This window comes from Streptomyces sp. NPDC051907 (assembly GCF_040681075.1).
Classification (GTDB): domain Bacteria; phylum Actinomycetota; class Actinomycetes; order Streptomycetales; family Streptomycetaceae; genus Streptomyces.
Genome location: NZ_JBFAYB010000213.1, coordinates 1 through 3023, shown reverse-complemented (window position 1 = coordinate 3023; position 3023 = coordinate 1). Strand labels below are relative to the sequence as shown.

Genomic DNA, 3023 nt, shown 5'->3' with positions numbered 1-3023 from the left:
CGCGACCGCGGACCCGGGGCCCCTTCTCGTTGCCACGACGATCGCTCTCGCTCACCACGACAAAACGCTCCCACGGCGGACGGACCGCCATGGGAGCGTTTCGCTCACCAGCTTCTTTGGCTCACACCGGCACGGAGCACTCGAAGGCGTGCAGATACGGGTTCACCGGACGGACCTCGCCGACCAGCAGACCGGCCTGCGTCATCCGGTCCACCAGGCTCTGCCTGGTGTGCTTCGCGCCGCCGACGTTGAGGAGCAGCAGCAGGTCCATGGCCGTCGTGAACTTCATCGACGGCGTGTCGTCGACGAGGTTCTCGATGACCACGACCCGCGCGCCGGGACGGGCCGCGGCGAGGATGTTCCCCAGCGTCCTGCGGGTGCTGAGGTCGTCCCACTCCAGGATGTTCTTGATGATGTAGAGATCGGCGTCGACGGGGATCTCCTCACGGCAGTCCCCGGGGACGATCCGTACGCGCTCCGCCAGCGCACCGCCGGCCCTCAGCCGCGGATCCGCCTTCGCCACCACGTCGGGCAGGTCCAGCAGAGTGCCGTGCACGGACGGGTGGCGCTCCAGCAGGCTCGCCAGCACATGGCCCTGGCCGCCGCCGATATCCGCGACCGACGTGACGCCGGTGAGGTCGAGGAGCTCGGCGACCTCCAGCGCGGACTGCATGCTGGAGGTGGTCATGGCCCGGTTGAAGACGTGCGCCGATTCGTGCGCGTCCTGGTGCAGGTAGTCGAAGAACCCCTTGCCGTACAGGTCCTGGAAGACGCTCTCGCCGGAGCGGACGGCGTCGTCCAGCCGGGGCCAGGCGTTCCAGGTCCACGGCTCCGTGCACCACAGGGCGATGTAGCGCAGGCTGGCCGGGTCGTCCTCGCGCAGCATCAGCGACATGTCGGTGTGCGCGAACGTCCCGTCCTCCGTCTCGACGAAGACGCCGTAGCAGGACAGGGCCCGCAGCAGCCGGCGCAGCGGCTGCGGCTCGACGCCCACCGCGGCCGCGAGGTCCTCCGCGGTGGTGGGCGAGTCGCCGAGCGCGTCGGCCACCCCCAGCCGAGCCGCCGCGCGCACGGCCGCGGCGCACGCCGCGCCGAAGACGAGCTCGCGCAGCCGCATGGCCGGCGGGGCGCCGACGACCGGGTCGGCCGGGGGCGAGTGGACAGTTCTGGTACTTACGGTGGTCATACCGTCTCGATTCTCCTGAGGCCTGAGGAACGGGAACGCCGGTCAGCACATCCCTGTGGGTTCGGAGACCTGGCACGAGTTGCCGACGAACTGGTTGCCCGTTCCGGTGCCCTTGTTGACCAGGTCGTACGGACTGTTGCCGCGCACCCGGTTGTTCCTGATCTCGTTGTCGTCGTTGGAGGCGCCGACGAAGCTCTGGAAGAGCACGACTCCGCCGGACAGCGGCGAGACGCCGACGTTGTCCAGGATGAGGTTGTTGCGGACGGTGGTGGTCTCCGCGCCGGTGAGCACGATGCCCGAGCCCTGGATCGCCGGGAGCCGGTTGGTGGCGGGGCAGGACTTGTTGTTCTTGTAGATCTTGTTGGCGCGGATGGTCATGTCCCCGGCGCCCGGCTCGGACTCGTCGCCGACGACGAACACGCCCGCGCAGTTGGCGGTCATGTCGTTGCTGTGGACCGTGAGGTTCCTGACGCGCCGGATGGTGGCGCCGATGCGGTTGCCCGACATCCGGTTGCCCGCGATCACCGCCTTCTTGGTGTCGACCGCGCCGCCCTCGCGCTCGACGGTGTTGGCGATGAAGATGCCGGCGTCGCCGTTGTCGCGGGCGATGTTGTCGCGGAAGACCGCGCGGGTGGACTGCTGCTGGGCGATGCCCCAGGTGCCGTTCTTCTCCGACGTGACGTTCCGCACCGTCAGCCGGTCGGTCTCGGTCGCCCAGATGCCGTTCTTCTTGTAGCCGGACAGGGTGAGCGAGCGGATGGTCACGTTCCCCACGTCCTTGTCCGCCGTGCCGGTCACACAGATGCCGTTGCCGGCCGAGGCGCAGGCGTTCACCGCGGCGGAGCGCCCGGCGGCGGGGACGGTGGTGGCGGCGGTGGCCGTGGCGGTGGCGGTGGTGGCGGCGGGCTTGAGGACGGTGGTCCGTCCCGCCCCGCGCAGGGTCAGATTCGACTTGGTGACCAGGACGCTCTCCCGGTAGGTGCCCGGGGCGATGAAGATCGTGTCTCCCGACTTGGCCGCGTCGACTGCTTTCTGGATCGATTCGCCCGGGCGCACCACATGTGTGGCGGCATGGGCAGAGGGCGCAGCCGCCCCCAGTCCCGAAGCGACCACGACGGCGGTGCACGCGAGGCAGATGATCTGTCGTTTCGTCATGAGCCGAAGCTATGGGCGATCATGGCCGCCCGCCACATGGGGTGAGCGGATGGATACATCGCGTGCGCGAGTGGGGTATTTCCGGGGGAAAGGGGATTGGCGCGGAAAACCCTTGGCGCGGGGCGGACGGGCGGGGCTAGGGTGGCCGATTTGTCCAGCTGCGAACGAACCGGGAGGTGTGACTGATGACTGTCGCCGAGATGGGCCCTGCCCACATCACGAAGTCCATCCACTCCACTTCCGTGGTCTCCGGCTGACCTCTTCTCTCTCGCGCCCGACGCGGCGCGTGCCGGGGCCACCCTTGTGAAGGGTCACCCCTTGTCTCACTCTTCTTCCGCACACCACTCCGCCCTGTCCCGCTACGGCTGGGACGAGGGCTGGGCCGCCGAATTCGCTCCCTACGCCGAGCGGGGGCTGTTGCCCGGCCGGGTCGTACGGGTCGACCGTGGCCAGTGCGACGTCGTCACGCCGGACGGGCTGGTCCGCGCGGACACCGCGTTCGTCGCCCCGCACGACCCGCTGCGGGTCGTGTGCACCGGCGACTGGGCGGCGGTGGACCCTGACGGCGATCCGCAGTTCGTACGGACGTGTCTGCCGCGCCGTACCGCTTTCGTGCGCTCCACCTCCTCGACCCGCTCCGAGGGGCAGATCCTCGCGGCGAACGTCGACCACGCGATCATCG

At 69.4% G+C, this 3023-nt stretch carries 2 protein-coding genes and 1 pseudogene; 1 reads left to right on the top strand and 2 read right to left on the bottom strand.

Annotated features, from left to right (window positions below; all coding sequences use genetic code 11):
- Window positions 1–121: 121 nt before the first annotated feature.
- Window positions 122–1186 carry a methyltransferase gene (locus tag AB0M39_RS41715; RefSeq protein ID WP_365374335.1) on the bottom strand — a complete coding sequence of 355 codons (1065 nt, stop codon included), beginning with the start codon at window positions 1184–1186 and terminating at the stop codon, window positions 122–124.
- A gap of 42 nt (window positions 1187–1228) precedes the next feature.
- A complete protein-coding gene (locus AB0M39_RS41710; RefSeq protein ID WP_365374332.1) occupies window positions 1229–2341 on the bottom strand; it encodes a right-handed parallel beta-helix repeat-containing protein in 1113 nt (370 codons plus the stop codon).
- Window positions 2342–2659: 318 nt separating this feature from the next.
- On the opposite strand from AB0M39_RS41710, the pseudogene AB0M39_RS41705 reads away from it, so the two are divergent.
- Window positions 2660–3023 (top strand): annotated as a pseudogene (locus AB0M39_RS41705) (GTPase RsgA); the annotation flags it as partial.

Excerpts from the sequence above, each read along its gene's own strand:
- AB0M39_RS41715 (WP_365374335.1), bottom strand. The coding sequence starts at position 1,186 with ATGACCACCGTAAGTACCAGAACTGTCCACTCGCCCCCGGCCGACCCG.
- AB0M39_RS41710 (WP_365374332.1), bottom strand. The coding sequence starts at position 2,341 with ATGACGAAACGACAGATCATCTGCCTCGCGTGCACCGCCGTCGTGGTC.